Below are 26114 nucleotides of genomic sequence, written 5' to 3' on the forward strand. Positions count from 1 at the left end.
CCGAGCCGAACGGACCAGCGCCCCTATGGCAGGCATACCGCTGAGCGACGACTACCCGGTGCGCCGGGTCCCGGCCGTGACCTACCTGCTCATCGCCGCCAACGTCGCGGTGTACCTGGCCTCCCCGATGTCGCTGATGGCGCTCTGGTACGGCGGCGGGCTCGGCGAGCGGATCTGCGCGGTGGACCACTACATCTTCCGCTGGGGCGCGGTCCCGGTGGAGCTGTTCACCGGGCGGCAGGCCGCCTCGCCCACCCCGTGCCCCGGCGAGCCCGCCGCCACCGCCCCCTGGCTGACCGTGTTCACCTCGATGTTCCTGCACGGGGACGCGCTGCACCTGCTGAGCAACATGGTCTACCTGTTCGTGTTCGGCCCGGTGGTGGAGGACCGGCTGGGGCGGGTCCGCTACACCGGCCTGTACCTGGTCTCGGGCGCGCTGGCGACGCTGGCCTTCGCGCTGACCGACCCGGCGGCGGAGGTGCCGCTGGTGGGCGCCTCCGGCGCGATCTCGGGGGTGCTCGGGGCCTACCTGGTGGTGCAGTTCCGCAGCCGCGTGATCACCCTGGTGTTCTTCGTGCTCCCGGTCCGGCTGCCGGGGTGGGCGCTCGTGGGCACCTACTTCGTGCTCCAGTATGTTCTGTACGTCAGCGTCTCGCTGTACCCCGGCGCCGGGGAGACGAGCGTGGCCTACGCCGCGCACGTCTACGGGTTCGTCGCGGGCGCGGCCATGGCGCTGCTCGTCCACCGCATCCGTTGGCGCGCCGGGACCCGGCTGTCCGACGTGTACTGACCACCTCGCACCCAGGAGGCTCCGACCGTGATCACCGCGATCGTCATGATCAAGGCCGACGTCGACCGCATCCCGGAGGTCGCCGAGGCGATCGCCGAGATCGACGGGGTCAGCGAGGTCTACTCGGTGACCGGCGGGATCGACCTGATCGCCGTGGTGCGGGTGCGCCGCCACGACGAGCTGGCCGAGGTGATCCCGGGCCGGGTGAACAAGATCGCGGGCGTGCGCTCCTCCGACACCCACATCGCGTTCAACGCCTACTCCAAGCACGACCTGGAGTCGGCGTTCTCCCTGGGCATCTGAGCACCGTCCCCGTTGCTCCCGGGGGGAACGCCCCTGAAACCGCGCCGGTAGCGCCGGTTCCCCCGAGATCAACGGGGATAGCGCCCGGGGCGTCAGTCCTGCTTGGCCCGCTCCTGGCTGACCGCGACCCACCGGTCGAGCACGTCGCGCGCCCGGCCGTCGTCGACGGCCGCGGCGGCCCGCTCCAGCCCCTGGGCGAGCATCTCCTCCAGGCTCCCGGGCAGCTCCTCGGCGGCCGCGATCGCCGCCGCCGCGTTCAGCAGCACCGCGTCGCGCACGGGCCCGCGCTCGCCCTCGACCAGGGCGCGCACCGCGCGGGCGTTCACCTCCACGTCGCCGCCGCGCAGGTCCTCGGGCACCGCGCGGCCGATCCCCAGCGCGCGCGGGTCGAGCACGTCCTCGCGCACCTCGCCGCCGCGCACCGTCCACACCCGCGAGGTGGTCGTGGTGGTGAGCTCGTCCAGCCCGTCGTCGCCGCGGAAGACCAGCGCCGAGGTACCGCGCCGGGCGAACACCCCGGCCACCGTCGGGCACATGGCGGCGTCGAACACGCCGACCGCCGCCGCCCCGGGCCGGGCCGGGTTGGTCAGCGGTCCCAGGAAGTTGAAGACGGTGGGCACCGCCAGCTCCCGGCGGGGCTTGGCGGTGTACCGGAACGAGGGGTGGAACAGCGGGGCGAAGCAGAAGGTGATCCCCGCCTCCTCGGCCACCTGGGCGGTCGAGGCGGGCCGCAGGTCGATCACGACGCCCAGGCGCTCCAGGACGTCGGCGGTGCCGCACGAGGAGGAGGCGGCCCGGTTGCCGTGCTTGACGACCTTGGCGCCGGCGGCGGCCGCGGTGATCGCCGCCATGGTCGAGACGTTGACGGTGTGCGCCTGGTCGCCGCCGGTGCCCACGATGTCCACGGTGCGCCCGGGCACGGCGATGCGCACGGCGTTGTCCAGCATCCCCTCGGCGAGGCCGACGACCTCGTCCACCGCGGCGCCCTTGGCGCGCAGCGCGATCGCGAACCCCGCGATCTGGGCGTCGGTGGCCGAGCCCGACATGATCTCCTCCATCGCCCAGGCGGTGGAGGACTCGGGCAGGTCCTGCCCGGCGAGGAGGGCGTTGATCAGCGAGGACCAGGTCGGTTCGGCGGGGGCGGGGCGGTCGGGGCTCACGGGGCTGCTCACGGTGCTACTTCCTCTGCTCTTCACGCCCATGGCGGGCGGGCTCTGCTGGTCAGGCTCGGGCGGACGGCGCGTGCCATCGCCATCGGGGCCATCGCGCGAGCTCGCAGTGGCGCAGAGGGGAACCGCCGGTGCACGGCCCGGCGGCGCGGTTTCGCAGCATCGGAGTCGGGTTCCGTTCGGTGATCCTGGGACCTGACAGGGACCGGGCCCAGATGGATCGGGCCCGGTCCGACACTACCGGGCGCCCTACCGGGCCGCCAGCCCGTCCGCGCGGCTGCGCATCAGCCCGGCCAGCGACTCGGCCAGCGCGACCGGGTCGATCGGGTGGCTCACCACCGCGTCCGCGCGCGACCAGGCGGCCAGCCAGCCGTCGTCGCGGCGGCCGATGAGCACCAGCACCGGAGGACACCGGTAGATCTCGTCCTTGGCCTGGCGGCACAGGCCCATGCCGCCGGTGGGGGCGGCCTCCCCGTCGAAGACGCACACGTCGGCGGCGCCGTCGTCGAGGCGCTTGAGCACCGCGGCGGAGGTGGCGCACTCGACCAGCTCCACCTTGGGCACGTCGGCGGCGGGGCGCCGCCCGATCGCCGCCCGCACCTGCTCGCGCACGTGCGCCTTGTCGCTGTAGACGAGCACCCGCATCCTGGGGGCGTCGGCGGCGTTCTCCATGGCTGAACCGTCCCTCACATCTCGCGCGGCGCGGGCGGGGCCCCGCCGCGTCCCGGTTGCGTCGAGCCCTACGCTCTGAGACCTTCGCCACGACAGCATGCCACCCGGGGTGCGACGCAGGCCACGCCTGAGCGCCCTGTACGGCCGCCGCCGAGACCGATATGAGACGTCCCGGGCGCCATGCGGCCCCGCGGCGGGCTTCCCGGACCCCTCCGGGGCCGGTTTCCATCACGGCCCGATCACGATCGCGGTGCCCCGGCGCGCCTCGCGGCACCGCAGATCAGAGGAGAAGCGCCCCCTTCCGGGGGGTCGTGCACCAACCTCCGCCAGATGCCGCAATAATGCAGGCGTGGCGACAGCAACCGCGAACCAAGAAACAGCACCGACACCAGTACATGGTGCGGCCAAGCGTCCTGACCTGGTGAGCGTTGGCACCATCGTGTGGTTGGCCAACGAGCTCATGTTCTTCGCTGCGCTGTTCGCGATGTACTACACGATCCGATCCGTGACCGTGGGCAACCCCGACCTCGGGGAGTGGCCGGCCGCGCACCTCAACGTGCCGTGGGCGCTGGGCATCACCGTCATCCTGGTGGCCTCCAGCTTCACCGCCCAGGCCGGTGTGTGGGCGGCCGAGCGCGGCGACGTCCGCAAGCTCCGCCTGTGGTTCTTCATCTCGTTCGCGATGGGCCTGATCTTCGTGTTGGGCCAGGCGTACGAGTACTACGAACTCATCGTGCACGAGGGACTGACCCTGCAGTCCAGCGCCTACGGCTCGATGTTCTACCTCACCACCGGCTTCCACGGCCTCCACGTGATCGGCGGTCTGATCGCGTTCCTCATCATGCTGGGACGCACGTACGCCGCGAAGCGCTTCACCCACCAGCAGGCCACCAGTGCGATCGTCGTGTCCTACTACTGGCACTTCGTCGACGTGGTCTGGGTCGCTCTGTTCGCAACCATCTACTTCATCCAGTAACCCGGAACGGGGAAACCGTGAAATGGATTACCGCGCGGCGACGGCATCCCCTAGCGGGGTACGTCGTCGTCCTACTCGCGTTGGCCGTGTTCGGCGTGGGCTACGCCCTGGTGGCGCCCAGTGCCGACCGTGCCGAGGCCCAGGTCATGGCGGCCGCCCAGACCGGTGCCGAGCCTGCCGGCGGTGAGACCGTCGACATTGCGCAGGGGCGCGACATCTGGGAGCGCAGCTGCGCGAGCTGCCACGGGCTCAACGGCGCCGGCAGTGACAACGCACCGGACATCACCGGTGCGGGCGGCGCCGCGGTCGACTTCCAGGTGAGCACCGGCCGCATGCCCTCCTCCAACCCGGACGCGCAGATGCCCCGCAAGGAGCCGGCGTGGGACCGGGAGGAGATCGACAACCTGATCGCCTACTACGAGCAGGAGATCGGGCAGGGCGCCGGCCCGGCCGTCCCCGAGGAGCCCCCGGGCGATGAGCCCGTCCGCTCGGACTACGAGGACGAGGACGCCTACGAGGAGGCCAAGGCCTCCTACGACGAGGCCTACGACGCCTACATCAACGGCGCCTCGGACACCCAGGCCGGGATGCAGCTCTACCTGGCCAACTGCGCGCACTGCCACAGCTGGTCGGGGGCCGGCGGCGGCCTGACCGGCGGCCACTGGGCCCCGCAGATCACCGACGCCACGCCGCGCCAGCTCTACGAGGCCATGTTGACCGGACCGGGCCAGATGCCCGTGTTCACCGAGGGCACGGTCACGCCCGACGACAAGCAGGAACTGATCTCCTACGTAAAGACCCTGCAGGCCGAGCCGAACGCCGGCGGCATCTTCGACCTGAACCGCGTCGGCCAGGTCGCCGAGGGCTTCATCGCCTGGACGGTCGGTCTCACCCTGATCATCGCGTGCGCGATCTGGATCACCGCGAAGCAGCGAGCCCATGACTGACAAGAGCAACGACAACGACAACGGCGCGTCCGACGGGTCCGCCGACCGCGTCATCGGCACGCCCTCCCCCGCGGAGGGCCGGGCGATCGTGGCCGGAGCCGACGACCCCGGCGCCGAGCACCCGGGGGCCTACCCGGCCGAGGAGACGCACGCGCACAGCGAGGAGGAGCAGCGCCGCGCCGAGAAGACGGCGTCGGTGTGGTTCCTCATCGCCTTCCTCGCCGGCATCGGCTTCTTCGTGGCCTACTTCGCCTTCCCGCCCAACAGCGCGGGCGAGCCGGCCATCGCCGACCCGCAGATCGGCCAGTACTCGAACATGGCGCTGGGCGGCACGCTCGCCCTGGCCCTGTTCGGCATCGGCGCCGGGATGACCGTGTGGGCGCGCAGGATCATGCCGCACTACGAGGTCTCCTCGCCCTACGACGAGCTGCCCTCGGCCCCTGAGGAGAAGGGCTCCTTCGGCGACTTCTTCATGCGGGGCGCCGACGAGAGCGGCTTCACCAAGCGGCCGCTGCTGCGCCGCACCCTGCTGCTGTCCATGGTGCCGCTGGGCCTGGCGCCCATCGTGCTGCTGCGCGACACCGGGCCGCTGCCCGGCGACAAGCTCAAGCACACGCTCTGGGAGGACGGCCTGCGGATGGTCGTCGAGGGCACCAACAAGCCGATCAAGGAGGCCGACCTCGCCGAGGACGGCGCCATGATCACCGCCTTCCCGCAGGTCGAGGAGGAGGGCGGCCACGGCGGCGAGGGCCAGCACCTGAGCCTGAACGACCAGGCCAAGACGGTGGTCCTGCTGATCAAGATCCCCGAGGGCGACTTCAAGCCCGGGATGACCGAGCAGCAGATGAACTGGACCCACAACGGGATCGTGGCCTACTCCAAGATCTGCACGCACGTGGGCTGCCCCGCGGCGCTGTACGAGCGGGGGAGCCACCGCATCCTGTGCCCGTGCCACCAGTCGACCTTCGACGCCGCCGACGGCGCCAAGGTCGTCTTCGGGCCCGCGCACCGTCCGCTGCCCCAGCTGCCGATCGGTGTGGACGACGAGGGGTACCTCATCGCCAAGGGCGACTTCTCCGAAGCGGTCGGCCCCACGTTCTGGGACGCGGAGAAGGGGGACTAGCCGATGAGCACCACGACGCAGGCGCCCAAGGCGCTGCGCGGCGTCGGCAACTGGATCGACGACCGCTTCCACCTCGCCAAGACCGGTGAGAAGAACCTGCGCAAGGTCTTCCCCAACCACTGGTCGTTCATGCTGGGCGAGATCGCGCTCTACTCGTTCATCATCCTGCTGGTCACGGGCGTCTTCCTGACCCTGTGGTTCAACCCCAGCATGGCCCACACCACCTATGAGGGCTCCTACCAGCGCCTCAACGGGGTGGAGATGAGCGAGGCCTACGCCTCCACGCTGCGCATCGACTTCGACGTGCGCGGGGGCTTCCTCGTGCGGCAGATCCACCACTGGGCGGCGCTGATCTTCGTCGCCTCGCTGGTGGTGCACATGCTGCGGGTGTTCTTCACCGGCGCGTTCCGCAAGCCGCGCGAGATCAACTGGCTGATCGGGGTGGGCATCTTCACCCTGGCCATGCTGGAGGGCCTGTTCGGGTACTCGCTCCCGGACGACCTGCCCTCCGGCATGGGCGTGCGCATCCTGCAGGGCGTCATGCTCTCGCTGCCGGTGATCGGGACCTACGTCTCGATGTTCCTGTTCGGCGGGGAGTTCCCCGGCGAGGACATCATCCCCCGGCTGTACATGCTGCACATCCTGCTGATCCCGGGGATCCTGCTGGCGCTGATCGTGGCGCACTTCATGATCCTGTGGCACCAGAAGCACACCCAGTACCCGGGGACCGGGCGCTCGGAGAAGAAGGTCGTCGGCACGCCGATGTTCCCGGGCTTCGCCATCAAGGCGGGCGGGTTCTTCTTCTTCGTGTTCGCCGTCATCGTCGCGCTGAGCGCGTTCGTGCAGATCAACCCGATCCACCTGTTCGGGCCCTTCACGCCCACGGCCATCACCTCGGGCCTGCAGCCCGACTGGTACATGGGCTTCATGGAGGGGTCTCTGCGCATCTTCCCGAACTGGCTGGACTTCCAGATCTTCGGGTACGCGGTGCCGATCGGCGTGCTGGTGCCGGGCCTGGTGATCCCGGGCCTGATCTTCGGCGGGCTGGCGGCCTGGCCGTTCCTCGAGCAGTGGATCACCGGGGACAAGCGGGCGCACAACGTCGCCGACCGCCCGCGCAACGCTCCGGTGCGCACCGCGGTGGGCGTGGCCGGGGTCGTCTTCTACGGCATCCTGTGGCTGGCGGGGGCGAACGACATCCTGTCGCACACGTTCTCCATCAGCCTGTACTGGACGACGTACTTCTTCCGCGTCGCCGCCATCGCCGGGCCGATCATCGGCTTCATCGTCGCCAAGCGCATCTGCCTGGGGCTGCAGCGCCGGGACCGGGAGACGCTGGAGCACGGCTACGAGAGCGGCACCATCCAGCAGCTCCCCAGCGGCGAGTTCATCGAGGTGCACAAGGAGTCCTCGCAGGAGACCGTGCACGTGCTGGAGAGCAAGGCCGCGGTGGACCGGATCGACGACGAGGCGATCGCGTCGGTGGAGGAGTCCGAGTCCGACGGTGTGGAGGCCCCGGCCGCGCGCGGCCTCAAGGGCAAGCTCCGCGCCAAGCTCGCGCACTGGTACACGAAGGACAACGTGTCCTTCGAGGGGGTGGAGGCCCACACCGGCCACCACCTGCACCACGGTGCGGGCCACGAGGAGCACGAGGAGATGGCCGGCAGCCACTAGGCCGCTTCCGTCACCCGGCTCCGATCCGGCAACGAGGCCCGGCCCCCGACGCGTTCGGGGGCCGGGCCTCGTTCATGTGCGGGGACGTCCTCCCCGGGCCCGCCCGGGGGCCGGGGCCCACCGGGAGGCGCGGGCCCACCGGGAGGCGCGGGCCCACCGGGAGGCGCGGCATCCTGCCGGGAGGCACGCCGTGGGGACCGCCGCCGGGGTCTCCCCCGCGTCTCTCCTCAGCGTCCCCCGGGCACCGGAGGCGGCGCCGCACGGGGTCTGGGCCTGATTCCGGACGGGCCTCAATCGCCTTCTGCGCACTTCGCTCCCCCGGGGCCGACTCAGGGCCGCCCGGGACACGCGAAAGGCCCCTCACGGAGGCGAATTCCAGGGGTCGTTGCAACACCGCTGCTAGTTGCTGTGCGCTGCTAGGAGCTTAGCGAGGCGCTCGGCTGGGGTATCCCAGCCGAGCGTCTTTCGCGGCCTTGAGTTGAGCTCGGCGGCCACGGCCTCCAGGTCCTCGCGGGAATGCCTCGACAGGTCCGTGCCCTTCGGGAAGTACTGGCGCAGCAGCCCGTTCGTGTTCTCGTTCGAGCCGCGCTGCCAGGGGCTGGCCGGATCGCAGAAGAACACCGGGATGTCGGTGGCCAGGGTGAACGCCTGGTGGGCGGCCATCTCCGAGCCCTGGTCCCAGGTCAGCGAGCGCTTCAGGTGGGGCGGCAGGGTCCGGGCCGTGTCCACCAGGGCGTTGCGCACGGCCGCCGCGCTGTGCCCGCCGGGCAGGTGGAGGAGCATCACGTACCGGGTGGCGCGCTCGACCAGGGTGCCGATGGCCGACCGGGAGTTGGCGCCCACGATCAGGTCGCCCTCCCAGTGGCCGGGGACGGCCCGGTCTGCGGCCTCGGCCGGCCGCTCGCTGATCATCACCATGTCGCGGATCGGGCCGGGCAGGCGCGAGTTGGCGTGGCGGCGGGGTTTGCGGCGGGCGCGGCCGGTGCGCAGGGCGCGGGCCAGCTCGCGGCGCAGCTCGCCGCGGCCCTGGACGTAGAGCGCCTGGTAGACGGTCTCGTGCACCACGTGCATCTCCGGGCGGTCGAGGAAGGTGCTGCGCAGAGCCTGGCAGATCTGCTCGGGGCTCCAGCGCCGCGAGAGCCGGTCCTGGATGAAGTCCCGCAGTTCGGGGTTGCTGCCGATCTTGCCGGTCTTGGGGCGGGGCCTGCGCGAGTCGGCGCGGCGCTGGGCGGCGTGGGGCCGGTAGTAGCGCGGGCCGCCGTGGGCGCTGGTGCGGTTGCGGCGGACCTCGCGACTGATGGTCGAGGGGCTGCGGCCCAGTTCGGCGGCGATGGTCCGCAGGGTGGCCTTCTCGCGGAGCCGGTCGGCGATGTGGATGCGCTCGTCCTCGTTCAGGTGGCGCGTGCGGCGGGCCGGAGCCGGTTCGCAGGGCGGCACCACCGTGTTGGCCGGTGGTGCCGCCCTGCTTCTACCCGAGGCGTTGCGGCCGTTGCGCCACCGCTTGCCGGTCCGGGTGTTGATGCCGACGATGCGGCATGCCTCGGCGTATCCGATTCCCTGGTCCACGAGGCGCAAGTATTCCCGGCGCTCGCGGGTCAGCTTCCTCGGGCCCTGGGGCCTGCGGCTGTCCCGGATCTCGAAGTCGTCCATCCCACCCCTTCAAGTGGGGTGTTGCAACGACCACTAGAACCCGGGGGAGCCGTGAGGGGCCTTCTCGGGGTCGAGCGCCGCGGAGGAGCCTCCGCGGAAGGGGGTCCCGCTACTCCTGCGGGTCGCCGTGGACCGAGCCCGGGGTCCCGGTGTCGTCGGTCTTGTCCGACTCGCCGGTCGCGCTCTTGGCCAGCCAGTCCTCCCAGGACAGCTCCCAGTACGACCAGCCGTTGTCCCACTCCACCTGGCGGTCGGTCCCGGTGACCTCCAGCGGGTCGCCCATGTAGGAGTTCTCGTAGAACCACTTGGCGTCCGAGGTCGCCATGTTCGGGCAGCCGTGGCTCAGGTTGGCCTCGCCGAGCGAGCCGTTCCAGGGCGCGGCGTGCGTGAACTCGCCGCTGTTGGAGAACCGGACGGCGTAGTCCACGTCCAGCTTGTAGCCCTCCGGACTGTCCACCGGCACGCCCACCGTGGAGGAGTCCATGACCAGGTTGGCGTACTTCTCCATGGTCAGGTGGCTGCCGCTGGTGGTGGTGTAGGCGCGGGTGTTCGCCTTGCCGACGCTGGTCGGGAAGTCCTTGATCTCCTCGCCGTCGCGCTCGACCACCATCCGGTGGGACCGGGCGTCGATCGTGGTCCGCTGGTCACGGCCGACCTCGAACTCCAGCCGGTGGTTCTCCACCCCGTAGGTGCCGCCCCCGGCGTCCACCCCGGCCAGCCGCATGTTCACCGCGACCTTCTGGTTCGGCTTCCAGTACTCCTTGGGGCGGAAGACCGCGCTCTGGTCGTCCAGCCACGTCCAGGAGCCCTCGTTGGGCTCCTCGGAGACGACCTCCAGGGAGTTCTCCACCCGGGACTTGTTCTCCACCGGGAGGTCGAAGTTGACGATGATGGGCATGCCCACGCCGACGGTGTCCCCGCTGGAGGGGAAGTTCGACTCCAGCTCCAGGGCGTTGCCCTGTTCGGCCTCGGCCGTGGAGAACTGGGCGGCGAACTCCTTCTCCTCGCCGTCGGCGTTCTCGGCCACCGCCTCGACCTTCACGTCGGTGCCGGGCGTGAGGTTCCAGTCGCTCGTCCAGGTGGCGCCGTCGTCGCTGAGGGTGCCGGTCACCTCGTCGGCCTCGGAGCCGCCGTCCCCGCCGTCCTCACCGCCGTCCTGCCCCGCCTGGGCGTCCTGGGACGCCCCGCCCTCGGGGAGCTCCTGGGTGACCGTGACGTCGGTGACCTTGCCGCCCTCGGCCTCCACGGTCAGCGGGACGTCGGGGCGCCCTCCGGTGGCCCCGTCCCCCGGGGTGATCACCACGTCCACGGGGTCGCCGCCCGACTCCGACCCGGACGGGTCGGCGGTGGAGCCGGTACAGGCCGACGCGAGGACCAGCGCCGCCCCCGCGGCCAGGCCCGCGCCGACGCAGCGCGCCGCCGGCTTCGCTGTGAGCTTCACTAGGTGCGCCCTCCTGACGTCCGCACGGCGGGGCCCGTCCCCACCGCACCCGGGGAGACGCCTCCAGGGGCGGAAAGGTTCCGCCCCGCGCCCTCCTGGGGTCGATCCGGACGGATACCGCCAACGGGTATGAACGTCCCGAAATAATACCCCGGCCGGCCCGCCGACCCCACACAGGTGGGGGGCGGACCGGCCGGGGCCGTGTCGCGCGGACCGGGCCGGTCCGCCGCCGGGGCTAGTGCTGGAACTCCTTGCGGTAGTACTCGAACACCCAGCCGATCGCGGTGAGGATGATGGCGAAGCCGCCGATGAACACCATCCACCAGCCGATCGCCACGCCGACGGCGGTGAAGGCCACCGCCAGGGCGACGAACAGCGGCCACCAGCTGTGCGGGCTGAAGAACCCGTACTCGCCGGCGTTCTCGGCGATGTCGCCGTCCAGCCGGTCCTCGGGGGCCAGCCCGTGGTGCGACTCACTGCGGCGCGCGGCCTGCCAGAGCCAGAACCCGACCATCCAGCCGAAGCCGACGGCCACGATCAGCGCCACGGTGCCGGTCCACTCGATGTGCCCCTCGGCCGCCCAGGCCCAGTAGGCGTACAGCGCCGCCGCCAGGCCGAAGAAGGTCGAGACGCCCATAAACAGATATGCCTGCATCTTCATGGTGTCGACGCCCTACTTCTCGGAGGTGGCGGCCGCCGGGACGGCACCGGGGGCGGCCGCGTGCGGGTGGTTCAGGTCGAAGGCGGGGCGCTCGGAGCGGATCCGCGGCAGCGACGTGAAGTTGTGCCGCGGCGGCGGGCAGGACGTCGCCCACTCCAGCGAGCAGCCGTAGCCCCACGGGTCGTCCACCTCGACCTTGGTGCCGTTCTTGTGGGTGATCCACACGTTCCAGAAGAAGATCAGCGTGGAGGCGCCCAGCACGAACGCGCCGATCGAGGAGATCTGGTTCAGCTCGGTGAACCCGTCGCTGGGCAGGTAGTCGGCGTAGCGCCGGGGGAACCCGGCCGCGCCCAGCCAGTGCTGCACCAGGAAGGTGGCGTGGAAGCCGAAGAACAGCAGCCAGAAGTGGGCCACGGCCAGCTTCTCGTTGAGCATCTTCCCGGTGAACTTGGGCCACCAGAAGTAGAACCCGGCGAACATCGCGAAGACCACGGTGCCGAAGACGACGTAGTGGAAGTGGGCCACCACGAAGTAGGAGTCGGTGACGTGGAAGTCGATGGGCGGGGAGGCCAGCAGCACACCGGTCAGGCCGCCGAACAGGAAGGTCACCATGAAGCCGATGGTGAACAGCATCGGGGAGGCCATGACCAGCTGGCCGCGCCACATCGTGCCGACCCAGTTGAAGAACTTCACCCCGGTCGGGACCGCGATGAGGAAGGTCATGAACGAGAAGAACGGCAGCAGCACGGCGCCGGTCGGGAACATGTGGTGCGCCCACACGGTGACCGACAGGCCGGCGATGGCGATGGTGGCGCCCACCAGGCTCTTGTAGCCGAAGATCGGCTTGCGGCTGAAGACCGGGAGGATCTCGGTGGCGATGCCGAAGAACGGCAGCGCGATGATGTACACCTCGGGGTGGCCGAAGAACCAGAACAGGTGCTGCCACAGGATGGCGCCGCCGTGCTCGGGGTTGAACACCTGGGTGCCGATCATGCGGTCGGTGCCCAGCGCGATCAGCGCCGCGGTCAGGACCGGGAACGCGATCAGCACCAGCACGCTGGTGAGCATGCCGTTCCAGGTGAAGATCGGCATGCGGAACATCGTCATGCCCGGCGCGCGCATGCACAGGCCGGTGGTGATGAAGTTGACCGCGCTGAGGATGGTGCCCAGACCGGACACGACCAGGCCCAGGATCCACAGGTCGCCGCCGAGGCCCGGGGAGCGGATCGCGTCGGACAGCGGCGTGTAGGCGAACCAGCCGAAGCTGGCCGCGCCGCCCGGGGTCAGGAAGCCGCCGACCGTGATCAGGCCGCCGAACAGGAACAGGTAGTACCCGAACAGGTTCATCCGGGGGAACGCCACGTCGGGCGCCCCGATCTGCAGCGGCATGATGATGTTCGTGAAGCCGACGAACAGCGGCGTCGCGAACAGCAGCAGCATGATGGTGCCGTGCATGGTGAACAGCTGGTTGAACTGCTCGGAGGACATCACCTGCAGTCCGGGGAAGAACAGCTCGGCGCGCATCAGCAGCGCCAGGATGCCTCCGAAGATGAAGAACCCGAACGAGGTGATCAGGTACATGTACCCGATGACCTTGTGGTCGGTGGAGGTCATCCAGCTGACGATGATCGACCCTTTGCGGGTCGGGGCGGGCCGGTTGGCGGTCCCCGCCGTGGATGTCGCCGTCGCCATCAGCGGCCAGCCTCCTCTTCCTCGGACTCCTCGTCGCGCGCGGCGGCGTCCTGCTCCCCGCCGTCCGAGGCGTCCTGGCCCTGGGCCTCTTCGTCGGCACCCTCGGTGCCGGCGCCCTCGGCCTGCCCGCCTTCGCCCTCGGTGGAGGCCTCGGCGTCGCCCTGCTGCTCGCCGCCCTCGGCACCGGCCTCGGCGGCGGCCTGCTCGGCCTGCTCCGCCTCGGCGGCCTCCTGCTGCTCGGCGTACCAGGCGTCGTACTCGTCGGGCTCCATGACCTCGACCTGGAAGAGCATCCGGGTGTGGTCGGCGCCGCAGAGCTCGGCGCAGCGGCCCATGTAGGTGCCGGCCGTGCCCTCGTTGACCTTGACCTGGAACTCGTTGTCGTGGCCCGGGACGACGTCCAGCTTGAAGGCGAACGCCGGGATCCAGAAGGAGTGGATCACGTCCGGGGAGTGCAGGTCGAAGTGGACGACGTCGCCCTCGCGCAGGACCAGGGTGGGCATCTGGTCCGGGGTGCCGACCTCGGAGAAGAGGATCTCGGGGTCGGCGTCCTCGTCTCCGCCGGCGGCCTCGGCGGCCTCGGCCTTGGACTGGTCCAGGTAGTTGAACTCCCAGCTCCACTGGAACGCGACGACCTCGATGTTGGCATCGGCCTTCTCGTCGGTCTCCAGCAGGTAGGTCTGGTCGCGCGCCGTGAAGTAGAACAGCACGGCGATGACCACGATCGGGAGGACGGTGTAGAGCGCCTCGATCGGCATGTTGTACCGCACCTGCGGCGGCAGCTGCTCGGAGCGCTTGCGGTGGAAGATGATCGACCAGACGATCAGCCCCCACACGAGGAGACCGACCGCGAACGCCGCCACCCACGAGCCCTGCCACAGCGCGAGCACGCGCTGCCCCTGCTCGGTGATCGGCTCCGGCACACCCAAACGAGTGAACTCGTTCGACGCGCACCCGGTCGCGGCCAGTCCCAACGCGGCGAGCACGGCGCCACGTGGTGCCCATCGGCGCACTGCCTCGCGCCGATTCCTATGGCGGGTCGGACTCACGGATTGCCTTCCCAGCGGTGATGCCCGCGTCTGCTGCGCGGGCGGTCGTCTATCCGAAGCTTGTCAGGGGGAACATTATCGCGAACCGCCCGCTGCGCCGTTCACGGGTGTGCCTGGTCAGCGTGTTGCTCGACACCCCTTTCACGGAGCGGGCGGCCCGGGTCCGGCCGGCGGGCCGGAGCGGTGTCCCCGTCCCGCTCGGGGCGCCCCCCTCGGGGGGCTCTCGGGCGGGCTAAGGCGAGAGTATCGCTGGATTTACAGCACCCTTAACCGGGTGCCCGTTAGCCGTGGGCGCGGGTAAAGATCAGGACACAGAGCAGGATGAACAGGCGATGGAGGAGCCGCCCGTGGGGGAGCAGCCGCTGGTGACCGTGGAGGCGGTCGGGCGCAAGTGCCCGATCCCGATCATCATGCTCGCGGAGCGCATCCGCGAGGTGCCGATCGGCTCCGTGATCGCCGTGACCGCCGACGATCCCGCCGCCTCGTCCGACATCCCCGCGTGGTGCCGGATGAAGCTGCAGGAGTTCGTGGCCGAGGTTCCGCTGGAGCGCGGGAGCGCCTTCCACATCCGGCGGAGGTACTGAGGCGGCCCCCGCGGGCGCGCGCGGCCGTGTCCCCGCCGTGACCATCGTGATGTTGGTCCGATCGGCGGAGCACGGCCCGGCGGGCGCCCGCGGGGGCCGGAAAGGCGCGAGGGCCGCGCCCCGGACGGACCGGGGCGCGGCCCTCGCCGCGCACGCTCCCCGAAGGGTCAGCGCGCGTAGTACTCGACGACGAGCTGCTCGTCGAAGGGCACCGGGACCTGGTCGCGCTTGGGGCGGTCGACGACCGCGCAGCGCAGGTCCTTGTGGCTGACCGCCAGGAAGCCGGCGATCTTCTCGTCGGCGTGCACGCCCTCGGCGGCCTCGACGAACGGCACCATGTTCCGGGACTTCTCCCGGACGCCGATCACCTGGCCCGGCTTGACCTGGAAGGACGGGATGTCGACCTTCTTGCCGTCCACGGTGATGTGGCCGTGGGTGACGTACTGGCGGGCCGCGTAGACGGACGGCGCGAAGCCGGCCCGCAGCACCAGGGTGACCAGGCGCAGCTCCAGCTCGGAGATCATCTCCTCACCGGTACGGCCCGGGCGCTTCTTGGCGTTGTCGTAGACCCGCGCGAGCTGCTTCTCGGACAGGTCGTAGTACCAGCGCAGCTTCTGCTTCTCGGCCTGGCGGACCGCGTAGTCGCTCGTGGAGCGGCGGACGCGGCGGCCGTGCTCACCCGGGGGGTAGGGCCGCTTCTCGAAGTAGCTGACCGCCTTACGGGTCAGCGGGGTACCCGCGCGCCGGGACAACCGCACCTTAGGTCCGGTGTAGCGCATGCTTTCCTCTTTCCGCTTCGTGAGTGGAGGGAATCCCAGGTAAGGCTCGCCTAGTTCTGGGAGGAGGCCCACAGGCCCCCCGGGTCGCGGCGGCATGGCCGCCCGCGCGCCGTTCCCGGCCGGTGCGGCCGACCCTGGCCGCGTGCCGACGGTGGCGCGTGCGGAGGTGGTCCCGTCCGCACGAACGCCGCCGCGCGTCTCAGCGCGGCGGCCGGATCACCCGCCCGGACGGTGCCGGGCGGACGGGGTCGGTGTCCTACTTTACGCGGTCGGGCGGGGTGCCCGGGCCACGAGCCCCAGCGCACGGCGGCCCACCCCGCCGTCGCGGCGCCCGCGCCCGGTCCCCGCCCGGGTCCGGCGCGTGCCGGTGCTAGGCCAGGTTCGGCTCGACCTCGTCGGCGACCTCCTTGCCGTAGCTGGCGGTGATGCGCGCCAGCAGCCCGGCCTTGGTCAGCTCGTACTCGGTCGGGCCGTTGACCTCGAGGCTGTGCACCGCGATGGAGTTGCCCACCTGCGCGGCGCGCTCCAGGGGCAGGCCCCAGGAGGTGGCGGCGAGGAACCCGGCGCGGAAGGCGTCGCCCACGCCGGTGGGGTCGACCTTCTCGGAGACCTCGGCGACGTCGACGCTGACCGGCGGCTCGCCCTTGCGGTCGATCCGCACGCCCTTGGCGCCCAGGGTGGTGACCCGGATGTCGACGCGGTCGAGGATCTCCTCGTCGCTCCAGCCGGTCTTCTGCTCGGCCAGGCCCTTCTCGTACTCGTTGGTGAACAGGTAGGCCGCGCCCTCGATGAGCTTGCGGATGTCGGCGCCGTCCATCAGCGCGAGCTGCTGGGAGGGGTCGGCGGCGAACGGGAGGCCGGTGCGGCGGCAGTCCTCGCTGTGCCGCAGCATGGCCTGGGGGTCGTTGGCACCGATGAGCGCCAGCTCGACGCTGTGCTCGGCGGCGAGCGCGGCGAGGTCGATCTCGCGCGCCTCGGCCATCGCACCGGCGTAGAACGAGGCGATCTGGTTCTGCTCGCGATCGGTGGTGCACACGAAACGGGCGGTGTGCCTGCGGTCGGAGGTGCGGACGCCGGAGGTGTCCACGCCGTGCTTTTCCAGCCAGGCGCGGTACTCCGCGAAGTCGGCGCCGACGGAGCCGACCAGCAGCGGCTTGAGGCCGAGGCGGCCCATGCCGTAGCTGATGTTGGCGGCGACCCCGCCGCGCCGCACATCGAGCTCCTCCACCAGGAACGACAGGGAGACCTGCTCCAGCTGGTCGGCGATCAGCTGTTCGGCGAATCGCCCGTCGAAGGTCATCAGGTGGTCGGTGGCGATCGATCCGGTAACCGCGATGCGCACTCGGAGTGCTCCTTGGGTCGGGGAGATCTGAACGAGGCACAAGCCTACCCACGGGCTCCCCGCCACAGGGAAGGACCCTGCAGGCACACGGTGTCCGCGCACGTCCGAGCGCATGCGCACGAGACCCCCGCGACAAGGGTGCGCAGGAGGCAACAGCGGCCCGCCCTCGGCGATGCGACCTCCGGCCGCCCGCCGAGGGCGGTCACGACCGGCGAAGGTTCCACCATTCGGCGGGTCACGAACCGCCGGTGTGCCAGGTGAGGGGCGGCGACGGCACAGGCGGGGCGGGGCGCCGGTCGGCTCTGGGTCCCGTGCGCGCCGAGAGGGCGACGAGGGTGGTGGTTCCACCACCGGATCAGCCCTGGACGGCCCTTTCAGCACGCCGGATGCTCAAACCGCCGACACGTACCCGGTATGTCCGGAACAAAGGACGGTGCCCGCTAGGTCCTGTCTGGAGTTCGGCGGCACCTCGCCGAATGGGTGCCCCCTCCTCGTTGATCTCGACGAAAGTGCTGCCAAATCCGCCGGAATTGCAGCACTTTCGTCGAGATCAACGCGGTCGCGAGCGCCCTCCCCTGGAAACGACGACGGGCCCGTCCCGGCGTGTGCCGGGACGGGCCCCAGACCCTCGGCGGCGACGCCGGCCGGGACGTGCCGCGCGGATCGGCCCCGCGGGGCCGTTCTCCTCAGTTGAAGGAGTCGCCGCAGGCGCAGGAGCCCGTGGCGTTGGGGTTGTCGATGGTGAAGCCCTGCTTCTCGATGGTGTCGACGAAGTCGATGGTGGCGCCGATCAGGTAGGGGGCGCTCATCCGGTCGGTGACCACCTCGACGCCGCCGAACTCGGCCGTCACGTCGCCGTCGAGCTCGCGCTCGTCGAAGAACAGCTGGTAGCGCAGACCCGAGCAGCCGCCGGGCTGGACGGCCACGCGCAGGCGGAGGTCGTCCCGGCCCTCCTGGTCAAGGAGCGCCTTGACCTTGCCCGACGCCTCGTCGGTGAGGATGATCCCCTGCGCCGTGGCCTCGTCGCTCTGAACCGTCATCTGCAAGCTCCTCCAAGAAGGCGTGTACGTCGGCCCCCGGTCGCGCGCGGCGCCGGTGGCCGTCCGGAATCCCCGCGCGGCCGCGGGTCCCAGCGGTCCTCAGCGGTCCCAACACCGAGGTCCGACAGTGCATTCCGCTCCGCCCGGTGCGCCTCGGTGCACCACCCTCCAGGTTAGGTCCTGCACGCGTCCCCCGCCATCGCGGCCCGGGGGCGTGCGTCACACGAGGAAGGCCGGGCCCCGTCCGCCTCCCGGTGGGAACGGTGTCCGCCGGAGCGGTCCGGCTCTCCGCGGCCGCGGTCGGAGGACGGTCCTGAGCCGTCCTCCGAGGGGCGGGAGGCAGGTCAGGGCCGGGGACGGACCCGGCTCCGACGCTGCGGAACCCAGACCGGCCCGGTCGGCGGGAAGGCGCGGCGCTCCAGGGAGTGGGCCTCCGGCAGGCGGGCGGACCCTCCCCTGCCGTCCCCGTCCGACGGGGACGTCCCGATCGTCCGGCGCCGGGCGGCGGCCCTTCTCCGAGGGGCCCAGCCCTCGCGGGGACGGGGCCTCAGCCCCCGCGTCCGGCCTTGTCGACGCGGGGCCAGGCGCGGGCGATGTCGGCCGCCAGGGCGCGCAGCTCCTCGGCGGAGCGGGACATCGCGGCCTCGGTGGACCCGGCGGACTCCACCAGCGAGTAGGCGGCGGTGACCCCGGCCTTGGCGGCCTCGTCCGGGTCGGCGGAGACCGCGCCCGCGGTGACCACGCACGGCACGCCGTGCCGGGCGGCGGTGCGGGCCACACCGTGCGGCAGCTTGCCGCGCAGCGACTGGAAGTCGAACGACCCCTCGCCGGTGACGACCAGGTCGGCCCCGGCGGCCAGGGAGTCCAGGCCGACCGCTTCGAGCACCCGGGCGACCCCGGACTCCACCGTCCCGCCGAGGAGCAGCAGCCCGTACCCCAGTCCCCCGGCGGCGCCGGCACCCGGGGCGGCGCGCAGGGCGCCGTCGGGGTCGGTGGCGTCGGCGAAGTCGGCCAGCGCGGCGTCCAGGGCGCGCACGGCCTCGGGGTCGGCCCCCTTCTGCGGGCCGAACACCGCGCCGGCGCCGTGCTCACCGAGCAGGGGGTTGTCCACGTCGGTGGCGGCGATGAGCCGCACCCCCTCGACGGCGCGCAGGGCGGGCGCGGTGTCGGCGGCCCCCAGCCCGGCCAGGGCCCCGCCCCCGGCGGCGAGCCGGTCGGTGGGCCCGGCGCCGAGCGCGGCGAGCATCCCGGCGCCGCCGTCGTTGGTGGAGCTGCCGCCCATGCCCACCACGACGGTGCGCGCTCCGGCCTCCACCGCGCGGGCGATGAGCTCGCCGACGCCGCGTGTGGTGGTGCGGGCGGGGTCGCGCTCGTCGGCGGGCACCAGGTGCAGGCCGCACGCCAGGGCGCTCTCCACGTAGGCGGTGTCGCCGTCGAGCAGCACGTCGGCGCGGACGGGCGCGCCGAGTGGGCCGGTGACCTCGCAGCCGAGGAGCCGCCCGCCGATCGCGGCGTGCAGCACCTCCACGAAGCCGGGGCCGCCGTCGGAGAGGGGCACGGTCCGGGTGTCGGCACCGGGGTGGACGTCGCGCCACCCGGCGGCGACGGCCTCGGCGGCCTCGACGGCGCTCAGGGTGCCGGCGAACTTGTCTGGGGCAATCACGATTCGCACCCGACCAGTCTGCCCCCGGCCACCCGGCCCGGACCAGAGGAACGGGCAGATTTTATCCGCTTCGCGATAACTCGTTTCCGTGAAACGGAAAACGACGTGGCCCGGTTCCGCCGCCGCGGCGGCCGGTCACAGGCCGGGGGCGCCGTAGACCGGGAACCACCGGCTCTTGTCCTGCTCCATCGGCAGGTCCCCGCCGATCGCCGCGGCCACCTGCAGTTCCAGGGCGTTGTCCCGGCGCTGGCCGCCCAGCGGGGCGAACGGGTAGAAGGTGCCCCGCTTGTACAGGTACACCAGCGCCACCGTGCGGCCCTCGGCGTCGGCGAACGCCGTCAGCGAGCACAGCAGGGAGGGGCCGAAGCCCGCGTTCTCCAGGCTGGAGTTGACCGCGTGCACATCGGTCACCAGGTCGGAGATGCCGCTCTCGGTCGAGGAGCGCAGCACCAGCCAGGTGTAGCCGTAGTCGTCGGCGGTGGTCTCCACCGGCGGCCCGCCGTCCGCGTCGAGCAGCGCGGTGACCTCGCGTTCCAGGTCGGCGAAGGCCTTGCCCTCGGCCGCGCGGAAGGCCACCGACCCGGTCCCGGTCGGGGTGAAGCCCGCCGCGGCCTCCAAGGTCACGGCCGCCGACGGCAGCGCGAACAGGGCGTCCAGGTCGGGGCGGGCGGGCTTGGATCGCCCGAGAAGGGCTCGGAGAAAACTCAACGCGGCTCCTCAGTGCGTGCGGCGGTCGTCCGGAGACTACCCCTGCGGCCCTCGCCGTCCACCGGTCCCATGCGCGTGCCCTCCCCTTCGGCCGCCCGTGCCGGCCCCGCGCCGGGCTAGGCGCCGGTGCCCAGCTGCCGGGAGATGGTGGAGAGCTGCTCCAGGCGGCGCTCCACCGGCGGGTGGGTGGCCAGCAGCTGGCCCATGTTGAAGCCGCTCTTGGAGAAGGCCGGCGTGAAGAAGAAGGCGTTGAACGGCTCGGCCTGGCGCAGGTCCCGGCTGGGGATGCGGGCCATGTCCCCGGTGATCTTGGTCAGCGCGCTGCCCAGGGCCGACGGGCGGCCGGTCAGGTAGGCGGCGGCGCGGTCGGCGGCCAGCTCGCGGTAGCGCGACAGGGCCCGGGTGAGCAGGAAGCTCAGCGCCCACACGATCGCGCTCACCACCACCACGGCCAGCGCGATCATCGCCGGCGAGGGGCCGTTACTGTTCCGGTTGCCCCCGCCGCCGAACGCCGCGAAGCGCAGCCCCATCTGGGTGAGGAACCCGGCCACGATCCCGAGGAACCCGGCGATCGTCATCACCATGACGTCGCGGTGGGCCACGTGCGACAGCTCGTGGGCCAGCACCGCCTCCAGCTCCTCGGGCTCCAGGCGGCGCAGGATGCCGGTGGTCGCGCAGACCACGGCCTTCTTCTCATTGTGGCCGGTGGCGAAGGCGTTGGGCACGTCGGTGTCGGCCACGGCCACGCGGGGCTTGGGCATGTCGGCCATGGCGCAGAGCCGGTCGACCACCGCGTGCAGCTGCGGCGCCTGCTCGGGGGTCACCTCGTGCGCACCCATCGCGTACAGGGCGATCTTGTCGGAGGTGAAGTACTGGACCACGGCGAAGCCGACGACCAGCAGCACCACCAGCGGCCAGGGCAGGCCCACCAGGATCAGCGCGATGATGAACGCCACGTACACCACGCCCAGCAGCGCCATGGTCAGCACCATGCGGGCGGTGAGCCCCCGGTCGGGGATGAACTTCGAGCCTGCCACTGCGTGCCTGCCTTCGTCTGGTTTGCCCCTCGCCGCCCAGTCTAGGCGGGACGACGTCGGAAAAGGGTGAGAGGCAGGTGAGACACGCGGGGGCCGCCGCGGCGTACCGCGACGGCCCCGGGTGCCCTGTCCGGTCAGGGCGCGCGCTCACCGGAAGACGGGCGAGAGGTCAGGAGACGTCCGGGATCAGCCCCTCGTCTCCGAGCATCGCCCGGACCTCCTCCATGGAGGCGTCCGAGGGGGGAAGGACGAAGTCCGAAGGATGCAGCGCGTCCATCGGCAGCGGCTTGCCGTGCTCGCGGACCCGCTCCAGCAGGCGGGTCAGGGCCTCGCGGAAGCCCTCCTCGTCGCCGGACTCGATGGCCGCCTCAAGGGTGGTGTCCACCGAGTTCAGCAGGTCCATGTCGGCCTCGGAGAGGTCGAGCTGGCCCTCCCCCATGATGCGGACGATCATGCGCCCTCCCCCTGCCGGTTCGGCTGGGACTGCGCGTCCGAGCCGCTCTCCAGCTGCGGGGCGGCGCCGCCGTTGCCCTGGCCCAGCTCCTGCTTCATCTTCTCCAGCTCCAGCTCGACACCGCTGGAGCTGGCCATGCGGTCCAGCTCGGACTGGATGTCGTCCTTGGAGCTGCCCGAGACGTCGTCCAGGGCGCCGGACTCCAGCAGCTCGTCCACGGCGCCGGCGCGGGCCTGCATCTCGGCGGTCTTGTCCTCGGCGCGCTGGACCGCCATGCCCACGTCGCCCATCTCCTCGGAGATGCCGGAGAAGGCCTCGCTGATCTGCGTCTGGGCCTGCGCGGCGGTGTAGGTGGCCTTGATCGTCTCCTTGCGGGTGCGGAAGGAGTCGACCTTGGCCTGCAGGCGCTGCGCGGCCAGGGTGAGCTTCTGCTCCTCGCCCTGAAGCTGTTCGTGCTGCTGCTTGAGCCCGTCGATCTGGGACTGCAGGCCGGAGCGGCGGGTCAGGGCCTCGCGGGCGAGGTCCTCGCGCCCCTGCTGGAGCGCGGCCCGGCTCTGGTTCTCCAGCTTGCCCGACTGCTGCTCGAGCTGCTGGATCTGCAGCTCGACACGCTTGCGGGAGGTGGCGACGTCGGCCACCCCGCGCCGGACCTTCTGCAACAGTTCCAACTGCTTCTGGTAGGAGTAGTCGAGTGTTTCCCGAGGGTCCTCGACGGAGTCCAAGGCCTTGTTCGCCTTGGACTTGAAGATCATGGAAAGTCGCTGAAACACGCTCATCGGCGTGGCCGTCCCCTTCTCGGTCCGTACGATCGGCTGTTCCCGGCGGGCGCTGTGGTCCAACCCTACGCGCTCTGACCGGCCCTCGCCATGCAGCGCCATTCACACGGCAGGGAGCCGATACCCTGATGGATGTGTTCCGACGTCGCTCCGCTTCCGAATCCAAAGAGCCGGCCGTGACCGGTGCCGCCGAGACCGCTGAGGGCTCGCAGAAGGGCTTCACCCCGAAGAAGGGTGTGCCCACGCCCAAGCGCCGGGACAGCCAGGCCGAGCTCCGCCGCCCCCTCAACGCGCCGCAGTCGCGCAAGGAGGCCTACCGGCAGTACCGCGAGCGCCGTGCCCGCGAGCAGCAGCGCACGGCCCAGAAGTCCGGCGCCCCCAAGGGCGAGGAGCGGTACTTCCGCCCGCAGGACTTCGGACCCGCGCGCGCCTACGCGCGGGACGCGGTCGACTCCCGGCGCAGCCTCAGCGAGTTCTTCCTCTACTTCTCGCTCGTCATCATCGTGCTGCTGATCGCGGCGCCGGTGGAGCTCCAGGCCGCGATCACCTACATCGCTTGGCCGGTCATGATGGTCACCATCGTGGTCGAGGGCGTCTTCATCGCGCGCCGGGTCAAGAAGCACACGGCCGAGCACTTCCCCAACGACGACAACCTGCGCGGCATCGGGCTGTACGCGGCCGCGCGCCAGCTCCAGATCCGGCGCCTGCGCCTGCCCAAGCCGCGGGTCAAGCCGGGGCAGCCGATCGGCGCGGCCGGCAGGGACTGACCGCCCGCCCGCACCCCCGGGACCGACGCGCGGGACCCACTCTGCACAGGGTGGGTCCCGCGCGCTTATCGTTCCCCCATGGAATTCCGTCACCTCGGCAGCAGCGGTCTCGTCGTCAGCGAGATCTCCTACGGCAACTGGATCACCCACGGATCGCAGGTAGAGGAGGACGCGGCCGTCGCGTGCGTGCGCGCGGCCCTGGACGAGGGCATCACGACGTTCGACACCGCCGACGTGTACGCCCGCGGGCGCGCGGAGGAGGTGCTGGGCCGGGCGCTCAAGGGGGAGCGCCGGGACGGCATCGAGATCTTCTCCAAGGTCTACTGGCCCATGGGCGAAGGGAAGAACGACAGAGGGCTCTCCCGCAAGCACATCGTGCGCGGGTGCGAGGAGTCCCTGCGGCGCCTGGGCACCGACTACCTGGACCTGTACCAGGCGCACCGGTTCGACTACGAGACGCCCCTCGAAGAGACCGTCCGGGCCTTCGACGACCTGGTCCGCCAGGGCAAGGTCCTGTACGTGGGGGTCTCGGAATGGCGCGCGGACGAGATCGAGCGGGCGCTGAAGATCGCCGACGACATGGGGTTCGACCGGCTGGTGTCCAACCAGCCGCAGTACAACATGCTGTGGCGGGTCATCGAGTCGGCGGTGGTGCCGGTGAGCGAGCGCGAAGGGCTCGGGCAGATCGTCTGGTCGCCGATCGCGCAGGGTCTGCTCTCCGGCAAGTACGCCCCGGGCCAGGCCCCGCCCACGGGGTCCCGCGCGACCGACGAGTCCGGCGGCGCGCAGACCATGTCCAAGTACATGGAGGACGAGGAGCTGCTGCACCGGGTGCAGCGGCTGCGCCCGATCGCCGACGAGGCGGGGCTGAGCATGGCCGCCCTGGCGGTGGCGTGGGTGCTGCAGAACCCGAACGTCTCCTCGGCCATCATCGGCGCCAGCCGCCCGGAGCAGGTGCGCGACAACGTGCGGGCGTCGGGGGTGCTCTTGGCGCCCGAGGTGATGGAGAAGATCGACGAGATCCTCGGCGACAGGGTCCAGCGCGACCCGGGCCTGACCCTGAGCCCCGAGCGGCGCCCGTGAGGCGTCCCTGACGCGCCGGGGCCGGTGACACGCCGGGGCCGGGGAGGCGCCTCCGGGACGCCGCCCCGGCCCCGGCGGGCGCACGGCCGCCGGGGCACCGGGCCGGGGGCCTCAGGCCTCGCCGAGGCTCATCGAGTACTGCACGCGCTCGTCCTCCAGAAGGCTGACCTGATCCACGCCCGCCTCGACCAGGCTGCGCCACTCCTCGCCCAGCCAGCTCTCGGCGTCCCCGCGCGAGGGGAACGTCTCGGCGGGCAGGTCCTCGGCCTCCAGGACCTCTCCGCCTTCCTTCTCGTAGCGCCAGCTCCAGGCCATGGGGCTCCTTCCTCCAGCCGCGCCGGGCCGGGCGGCCCGGCGGTGCCGAGCCTACGCGTCCTGGTGTTGACTGGCGGGCATGCGCATTCGTTTCATGGGGACCGCCGCGCCCCGGGGCTGGCCGGAGCCCGAGTGCCGGTGCGCCTCCTGCCGCCGCGCCGCGGCCGAGCCCCGGCGCCCGCTGGCCCTCCACGTGGAGGGGTCGCTGCAGACCGCCCTGCGCCCGGAGGGACGGACCTTCTCCGACGGCCGGTCGGTGCTCCTGGAGTGCGCCCCGCCGGAACCGGAATCGGCCTCCCCGGCTCCTTCCGCCGATCCGGACCCCGGCGAACCGTCCGACAGGGAACGGCAGGGGCCCAGCGCCTGGTCCCCGCCCGATGCCGTCGTCGTACACGCCGACACCCCCGAGGCCATCGGGGACCTGCGGCGCCGGGGCGCCGTCCACGACCGCACGCGGTTCCTCCTGGTCGGCGGCGGCCACGGGGTGCACTCCCCCGGCGAGCTGCGGAGGCGGGCGGCGCTCTGGGGCGCCGAACCGGTGACCGACGACCAGGTCATCGAGGTCGCGCCCCTGCCGGAGCCCGCCGACCCTGTGGACCGGCGGGTCCTGGTGACCGGCGGGGCGCGCTCGGGCAAGTCCGCCGAGGCCGAGCGGAGGATGCTCGCCGAGCCGCACGTGGTCTACGTGGCGACCGGCCCGAGCCCGGACGGGGACGCCTCCTGGGCGAGGCGCGTGCGGGCGCACCGGTCCCGGCGGCCCTCCTGGTGGAGGACCGAGGAGACCGGCGACGCAGCGTCGGCGCTGGACAAGGCGGCGGAGACGGGCGAGGCGGTGCTCTTCGACTGCGCGGGCACCTGGCTGGCGGGGGTGATGGAGGAATGCGGGATGTGGTCCGACACCCCGCCCCGGGATGCCCGGGAGCGCCTCGATCGCCGCATCGGGGAACTGCTCGCCGCCTGGCGCCGGTTCCCCGGCCATGCGGTCGCGGTGACCAACGAGGTCGGCTCGGGCGTCGTCCCGGCCACGCGGAGCGGGGGCCTGTTCCGCGACATGCTGGGCCGACTGAACCAGGGCCTGGCCCACGAGTCGGACGAGGTCCTGCTGGCGGTGTCGGGAAGGATCATCGACCTGCCGTAGCCGACGCCCCGGCCTTGTCGCCCCCGATCAGCAGGCCACCGGAGCACGGAGGCAGGCGGTTCCCCGGCCTCGCCGGTCGTCCACCAGACACCCCGGCGGCGGACCGGCAGATACCCCGCTCACAGACCTTGGCCGGGCGGCGGGCCGCCGGAATACCAGGTAGATGGCGGCGACGACGAAGGTCAGCGGCCCTAGCGGTGGCGCTGTCGGCCGCCGGGCCCGTGCATGGTCACCGTTCTTGGCGGCGACGGCAAGAGCCGTCCGATTCCCCGGCCCTGCCT

Annotated in this window: 26 protein-coding genes; 10 read left to right on the plus strand and 16 right to left on the minus strand. The window is 71.7% G+C overall.

Features of this window, described 5'->3' with window-relative positions; translation table 11 throughout:
* The first annotated feature begins 25 nt into the window (after positions 1-25).
* Both O4U47_RS18915 and O4U47_RS18920 read left to right on the plus strand, forming a co-directional pair.
* Positions 26-790, plus strand: coding sequence for a rhomboid family intramembrane serine protease (locus tag O4U47_RS18915; protein ID WP_270679227.1), 765 nt, complete (start codon positions 26-28; stop codon positions 788-790).
* A gap of 27 nt (positions 791-817) precedes the next feature.
* Positions 818-1093 (plus strand): Lrp/AsnC family transcriptional regulator, encoded by a 276-nt coding sequence (locus O4U47_RS18920; protein ID WP_017557762.1) that lies wholly within the window; start codon positions 818-820, stop codon positions 1091-1093.
* Positions 1094-1185: 92 nt separating this feature from the next.
* On the opposite strand, the gene trpD is transcribed toward O4U47_RS18920, so the two are convergent.
* Entirely contained in the window at positions 1186-2295 is a 1110-nt protein-coding gene (gene trpD, locus O4U47_RS18925) for an anthranilate phosphoribosyltransferase (protein WP_270679228.1), read from the minus strand.
* 216 nt (positions 2296-2511) lie between these two features.
* The gene (locus tag O4U47_RS18930; protein WP_270679229.1) at positions 2512-2934 is read right to left on the minus strand and encodes a hypothetical protein; all 423 of its coding nucleotides are present in this window, start codon (positions 2932-2934) and stop codon (positions 2512-2514) included.
* Between the two features lie 349 nt (positions 2935-3283).
* Between O4U47_RS18930 and ctaE the strand changes: the two genes are divergently transcribed.
* From ctaE to qcrB, 4 genes are read left to right on the plus strand one after another with little or no spacing between them, the layout of a single operon-like run.
* A complete protein-coding gene (ctaE, locus tag O4U47_RS18935; protein ID WP_456299838.1) occupies positions 3284-3910 on the plus strand; it encodes an aa3-type cytochrome oxidase subunit III in 627 nt (208 codons plus the stop codon).
* Positions 3911-3927: 17 nt separating this feature from the next.
* Positions 3928-4857: a cytochrome bc1 complex diheme cytochrome c subunit gene (qcrC, locus tag O4U47_RS18940; protein ID WP_270679230.1), complete on the plus strand. Its 930-nt coding sequence runs from the start codon at positions 3928-3930 to the stop codon at positions 4855-4857.
* Positions 4850-5980 (plus strand): cytochrome bc1 complex Rieske iron-sulfur subunit, encoded by a 1131-nt coding sequence (qcrA, locus tag O4U47_RS18945; RefSeq protein WP_270679231.1) that lies wholly within the window; start codon positions 4850-4852, stop codon positions 5978-5980. The genes qcrC and qcrA overlap by 8 nt, the downstream gene beginning before the upstream one ends.
* Before the next feature lie 3 nt (positions 5981-5983).
* Positions 5984-7654, plus strand: a complete 1671-nt coding sequence (gene qcrB / locus O4U47_RS18950; protein ID WP_270679232.1) for a cytochrome bc1 complex cytochrome b subunit — start codon at positions 5984-5986, stop codon at positions 7652-7654.
* A 399-nt stretch (positions 7655-8053) separates the two neighbouring features.
* On the opposite strand, the gene O4U47_RS18955 is transcribed toward qcrB, so the two are convergent.
* The 5 genes from O4U47_RS18955 to ctaC form a co-directional block, all read right to left on the minus strand.
* Entirely contained in the window at positions 8054-9304 is a 1251-nt protein-coding gene (locus O4U47_RS18955; protein ID WP_270679233.1) for an IS30 family transposase, read from the minus strand.
* A 109-nt stretch (positions 9305-9413) separates the two neighbouring features.
* Entirely contained in the window at positions 9414-10745 is a 1332-nt protein-coding gene (locus O4U47_RS18960) for a L,D-transpeptidase (protein WP_270679234.1), read from the minus strand.
* A gap of 235 nt (positions 10746-10980) precedes the next feature.
* On the minus strand, positions 10981-11406 hold the full coding sequence (locus O4U47_RS18965) for a cytochrome c oxidase subunit 4 (protein WP_270679235.1): 426 nt from the start codon (positions 11404-11406) through the stop codon (positions 10981-10983).
* A gap of 12 nt (positions 11407-11418) precedes the next feature.
* On the minus strand, positions 11419-13098 hold the full coding sequence (ctaD, locus tag O4U47_RS18970) for an aa3-type cytochrome oxidase subunit I (protein ID WP_270679236.1): 1680 nt from the start codon (positions 13096-13098) through the stop codon (positions 11419-11421).
* Positions 13098-14147, minus strand: coding sequence for an aa3-type cytochrome oxidase subunit II (gene ctaC / locus O4U47_RS18975; RefSeq protein WP_456299839.1), 1050 nt, complete (start codon positions 14145-14147; stop codon positions 13098-13100). Before ctaC ends, ctaD begins: the two co-directional genes overlap by 1 nt.
* A 332-nt stretch (positions 14148-14479) precedes the next feature.
* Between ctaC and O4U47_RS18980 the strand changes: the two genes are divergently transcribed.
* Complete coding sequence (locus O4U47_RS18980; protein WP_270679238.1) at positions 14480-14731, plus strand: sulfurtransferase TusA family protein; 252 nt, start codon at positions 14480-14482, stop codon at positions 14729-14731.
* A gap of 167 nt (positions 14732-14898) precedes the next feature.
* Here the strand turns inward: O4U47_RS18980 and rpsD are convergent, their stop codons facing one another.
* From rpsD to O4U47_RS19020, 8 genes are all read right to left on the minus strand, one after another.
* Positions 14899-15510, minus strand: coding sequence for a 30S ribosomal protein S4 (gene rpsD / locus O4U47_RS18985; protein ID WP_270679239.1), 612 nt, complete (start codon positions 15508-15510; stop codon positions 14899-14901).
* A gap of 370 nt (positions 15511-15880) precedes the next feature.
* Positions 15881-16852, minus strand: a complete 972-nt coding sequence (locus O4U47_RS18990) for a carbohydrate kinase family protein (protein WP_270679240.1) — start codon at positions 16850-16852, stop codon at positions 15881-15883.
* Positions 16853-17538: 686 nt separating this feature from the next.
* Positions 17539-17892, minus strand: coding sequence for a HesB/IscA family protein (locus O4U47_RS18995; RefSeq protein WP_017541402.1), 354 nt, complete (start codon positions 17890-17892; stop codon positions 17539-17541).
* Positions 17893-18439: 547 nt separating this feature from the next.
* Positions 18440-19564 (minus strand): glycerate kinase family protein, encoded by a 1125-nt coding sequence (locus O4U47_RS19000; protein WP_270679241.1) that lies wholly within the window; start codon positions 19562-19564, stop codon positions 18440-18442.
* Between the two features lie 126 nt (positions 19565-19690).
* Positions 19691-20263 carry a PspA-associated protein PspAB gene (gene pspAB / locus O4U47_RS19005; RefSeq protein ID WP_270679242.1) on the minus strand — a complete coding sequence of 191 codons (573 nt, stop codon included), beginning with the start codon at positions 20261-20263 and terminating at the stop codon, positions 19691-19693.
* A gap of 116 nt (positions 20264-20379) precedes the next feature.
* Complete coding sequence (htpX, locus tag O4U47_RS19010) at positions 20380-21300, minus strand: zinc metalloprotease HtpX (protein ID WP_270679243.1); 921 nt, start codon at positions 21298-21300, stop codon at positions 20380-20382.
* 169 nt (positions 21301-21469) lie between these two features.
* Positions 21470-21754, minus strand: a complete 285-nt coding sequence (gene pspAA, locus O4U47_RS19015) for a PspA-associated protein PspAA (RefSeq protein WP_270679244.1) — start codon at positions 21752-21754, stop codon at positions 21470-21472.
* On the minus strand, positions 21751-22530 hold the full coding sequence (locus O4U47_RS19020) for a PspA/IM30 family protein (protein WP_270679245.1): 780 nt from the start codon (positions 22528-22530) through the stop codon (positions 21751-21753). Before O4U47_RS19020 ends, pspAA begins: the two co-directional genes overlap by 4 nt.
* Positions 22531-22706: 176 nt before the next feature.
* Between O4U47_RS19020 and O4U47_RS19025 the strand changes: the two genes are divergently transcribed.
* Together O4U47_RS19025 and O4U47_RS19030 are read left to right on the plus strand one after the other, a co-directional pair.
* The gene (locus O4U47_RS19025) at positions 22707-23297 is read left to right on the plus strand and encodes a DUF3043 domain-containing protein (RefSeq protein WP_408638995.1); all 591 of its coding nucleotides are present in this window, start codon (positions 22707-22709) and stop codon (positions 23295-23297) included.
* 78 nt (positions 23298-23375) lie between these two features.
* Positions 23376-24380: an aldo/keto reductase family protein gene (locus O4U47_RS19030; protein WP_270679247.1), complete on the plus strand. Its 1005-nt coding sequence runs from the start codon at positions 23376-23378 to the stop codon at positions 24378-24380.
* 111 nt (positions 24381-24491) lie between these two features.
* Here the strand turns inward: O4U47_RS19030 and O4U47_RS19035 are convergent, their stop codons facing one another.
* The gene (locus tag O4U47_RS19035) at positions 24492-24695 is read right to left on the minus strand and encodes a hypothetical protein (RefSeq protein ID WP_270679248.1); all 204 of its coding nucleotides are present in this window, start codon (positions 24693-24695) and stop codon (positions 24492-24494) included.
* A gap of 79 nt (positions 24696-24774) precedes the next feature.
* Here O4U47_RS19035 and O4U47_RS19040 point away from each other — a divergent pair, with 79 nt between their 5' ends.
* Entirely contained in the window at positions 24775-25833 is a 1059-nt protein-coding gene (locus O4U47_RS19040) for a bifunctional adenosylcobinamide kinase/adenosylcobinamide-phosphate guanylyltransferase (RefSeq protein ID WP_270679249.1), read from the plus strand.
* Positions 25834-26114 lie beyond the last annotated feature (281 nt).

This window comes from Nocardiopsis suaedae (genome assembly GCF_027706745.1).
Classification (GTDB): domain Bacteria; phylum Actinomycetota; class Actinomycetes; order Streptosporangiales; family Streptosporangiaceae; genus Nocardiopsis_A; species Nocardiopsis_A suaedae.

Coding starts and splice junctions, on each gene's coding strand:
- O4U47_RS18915 (WP_270679227.1), top strand. CDS start 26: ATGGCAGGCATACCGCTGAGCGACGACTACCCGGTGCGCCGGGTCCCG.
- trpD (WP_270679228.1), bottom strand. CDS start 2,295: ATGGGCGTGAAGAGCAGAGGAAGTAGCACCGTGAGCAGCCCCGTGAGC.
- O4U47_RS18930 (WP_270679229.1), bottom strand. CDS start 2,934: ATGGAGAACGCCGCCGACGCCCCCAGGATGCGGGTGCTCGTCTACAGC.
- qcrA (WP_270679231.1), top strand. CDS start 4,850: ATGACTGACAAGAGCAACGACAACGACAACGGCGCGTCCGACGGGTCC.
- qcrB (WP_270679232.1), top strand. CDS start 5,984: ATGAGCACCACGACGCAGGCGCCCAAGGCGCTGCGCGGCGTCGGCAAC.
- O4U47_RS18955 (WP_270679233.1), bottom strand. CDS start 9,304: ATGGACGACTTCGAGATCCGGGACAGCCGCAGGCCCCAGGGCCCGAGG.
- O4U47_RS18965 (WP_270679235.1), bottom strand. CDS start 11,406: ATGAAGATGCAGGCATATCTGTTTATGGGCGTCTCGACCTTCTTCGGC.
- ctaD (WP_270679236.1), bottom strand. CDS start 13,098: ATGGCGACGGCGACATCCACGGCGGGGACCGCCAACCGGCCCGCCCCG.
- O4U47_RS18980 (WP_270679238.1), top strand. CDS start 14,480: ATGGAGGAGCCGCCCGTGGGGGAGCAGCCGCTGGTGACCGTGGAGGCG.
- rpsD (WP_270679239.1), bottom strand. CDS start 15,510: ATGCGCTACACCGGACCTAAGGTGCGGTTGTCCCGGCGCGCGGGTACC.
- O4U47_RS18995 (WP_017541402.1), bottom strand. CDS start 17,892: ATGACGGTTCAGAGCGACGAGGCCACGGCGCAGGGGATCATCCTCACC.
- pspAA (WP_270679244.1), bottom strand. CDS start 21,754: ATGATCGTCCGCATCATGGGGGAGGGCCAGCTCGACCTCTCCGAGGCC.
- O4U47_RS19020 (WP_270679245.1), bottom strand. CDS start 22,530: ATGAGCGTGTTTCAGCGACTTTCCATGATCTTCAAGTCCAAGGCGAAC.
- O4U47_RS19030 (WP_270679247.1), top strand. CDS start 23,376: ATGGAATTCCGTCACCTCGGCAGCAGCGGTCTCGTCGTCAGCGAGATC.
- O4U47_RS19035 (WP_270679248.1), bottom strand. CDS start 24,695: ATGGCCTGGAGCTGGCGCTACGAGAAGGAAGGCGGAGAGGTCCTGGAG.
- O4U47_RS19040 (WP_270679249.1), top strand. CDS start 24,775: ATGCGCATTCGTTTCATGGGGACCGCCGCGCCCCGGGGCTGGCCGGAG.